We start from the raw sequence: 2,221 nt of genomic DNA, 5'->3' as shown, positions 1-2,221 counted from the left end.
TAATTCAAAAAACCAAAATCGAGCGATCGCAACCATTGTACAGTTGGACGAGAAACACAATCCCACAACATCTGCACTGTATCACCTCCATATTTTTCTAGCAATTCTGGCGCGTCTCCAGTGGGTCCCAAACCATGTAAAATTAAACATTGTTCTTCCCACCATCCCTTACAAATCATCGGTGCTAATTCACCCCGTCGTGGTGATTTCACCCTTGCTACTAACTCCTCACATTCTCGCCTTGGACCGACTAAATCACCGATAATATATAATGCTTCTATATAACGGTTTTGTCGCTTAATATCAGCTATTACAGCCTCATAAGCTGGCAAATTTCCTTCAATTCCACTTAAAATTGCCCACATAATTTTAGATTTTACAGTTATTTTTATGTCTCACGCAAAGGCGCAAAGGCGCAAAGGAAGAAAGGGTGATTAAGTATTGATAGTCCCAATTCCCAGTCAATACTTGTCGGTTAAGCTAAAAACATTAAATCAGGTAGGTTGGGTTGACGTTAGGAAACCCAACATTTACGGACGTTGGGTTGCGTTGTTGCTTAACCGAACAATATTGAAGCCCTAATCTTTTTATCTGGTACAAACATGACTTGGATCATCTGCGCGTTCAGCATACTCTAAGCCATTCGCTAAACGCCACGCAAAAATTTCTGGTAATCCCTTCTCTATAATTGCTGCACAGGTTTTTTGATAATCATACGTAACTTCTCGCAATGTCACTGCTTGAGTATCAGTTTCATAGATTACATAAGTTGCATTTGGTCGTCCATGTCTGGGTTCTCCAACAGAACCAACATTCACAATCTTTTTGAGAGCAGATGAAAAGCTGATTTTGCGTGATTCTGCTTGATTATTAACCTGGACTTGTAACTCACCAGCATCAAGATTTCGTGTATAAGGAACATGGGTATGTCCACAAAATAGCACATCTGCACCTGTGGAAAGTACCCGTTCTAAAGCAATGAAAGCATCAAGTTCAGGTAATAAATATTCATGGTTGCTATGAGGACTACCGTGAAAAAAAGCTAAGTTTTGCCATTGCAGACTATAGGGTAAATTGGCTAAAAATTCTCGGTTTTCTGGGTGAATTTCCTGATTTGTCCATTGGTGAGCTTTTAGTCCTCTTTTTTCCGCCAATATTGAAGGATAACTGCAATCGCAAGCATTCAATCCTTCCACAATATCCTCATCCCAACAACCGACGCAGGTAGGAATATCTAAAGAGCGAATTTGGTTAATCACTGCATTAGGATGTGGTCCATATCCCACCAGATCACCAACACAAAAGATTTTTTCGGCTTTTTGCTGGTCAATATCTAATAATACAGCTTCTAAAGCTTCATAATTACCATGAATACATGACATAACTGCTATTTTCATACTTCTTCACCTTCTAGTAAAATTTGTTGTACTTGTTGTTGATATTGCGAAATTAGGGATTCAGATAAACAACAATCTGATAATGTTGCTTTTAAAGTTGTTTCATCTAAGTTTTTTCCTACTATTTCTATGCCACTAAATCGCTGAGGTCTACCTTCTAAATATCGTGGTAAGTTTAATTCTAAAAAGTCTATTTTGGGAACACCAGCGACAAAATCACAGTAAAGAGAACGCCCATCATTAACATCAAAAATAGCTTTAGCACGGGTGACAGTACCATAAGCATTATGAGTTATTTCATACCAAAATTCATCTAAACTATTTTCATCAATGACTTGACCTGTAGTTTCTACTCGCCATAAATTTTCTACAGTTATAGTAGGAACTGGTGCGCCGTGTATAATTTCATTTGCCCAACTATCATATTCAGAGTTTTGCAAATCTGGTGGAATAATTGCTATGGCGCGGTAAGTTAGATGATCTAATATTTTTGAGATAGTTTTTAATTCTAGATAAGAACCTAATTCAACATATACACTATTAGCTGTGGGTATATGATGAAGAAATTCAATTTCTTGACCATCACCAAATATGTTGAGTTCCGGAAATTCAGTAGCTATTCTAGTTTGATCAATAGGAACATTCCCAGTTCCTGGACAAAAATAAATTACTTTTTCCGCAGATACAATATCTCGAATTTGTTGACAAATCCAAGTAGTTTTTCCAGCACCGGATAATCCAGCAATAACCTTAATGATTGGTATATTCATATTTTATACTATTTTTAATAAATATCCCTAATTACAAAGCTGATCATGTAGAGA

General features: G+C 37.0%; 2 protein-coding genes and 1 pseudogene. All 3 read right to left on the bottom strand.

Annotated elements, in window-relative coordinates; all coding sequences use genetic code 11:
* Positions 1–365: pseudogene (locus FJR38_RS28565) on the bottom strand (metallophosphatase); the annotation flags it as partial.
* Between the two features lie 222 nt (positions 366–587).
* Positions 588–1,397 (bottom strand): metallophosphoesterase, encoded by an 810-nt coding sequence (locus FJR38_RS14950; RefSeq protein WP_168495423.1) that lies wholly within the window; start codon positions 1,395–1,397, stop codon positions 588–590.
* On the bottom strand, positions 1,394–2,167 hold the full coding sequence (locus FJR38_RS14945; protein WP_168495422.1) for a GTP-binding protein: 774 nt from the start codon (positions 2,165–2,167) through the stop codon (positions 1,394–1,396). Before FJR38_RS14945 ends, FJR38_RS14950 begins: the two co-directional genes overlap by 4 nt.
* Positions 2,168–2,221 lie beyond the last annotated feature (54 nt).

Origin of the sequence: Anabaena sp. UHCC 0253 (assembly GCF_009712085.1) — a bacterium.
In the GTDB taxonomy this organism is placed as follows: Bacteria; Cyanobacteriota; Cyanobacteriia; order Cyanobacteriales; family Nostocaceae; genus Dolichospermum.
The sequence above is the reverse complement of the archived record's forward strand: the minus strand, read 5'-3'. Positions and strand labels throughout refer to the sequence as shown.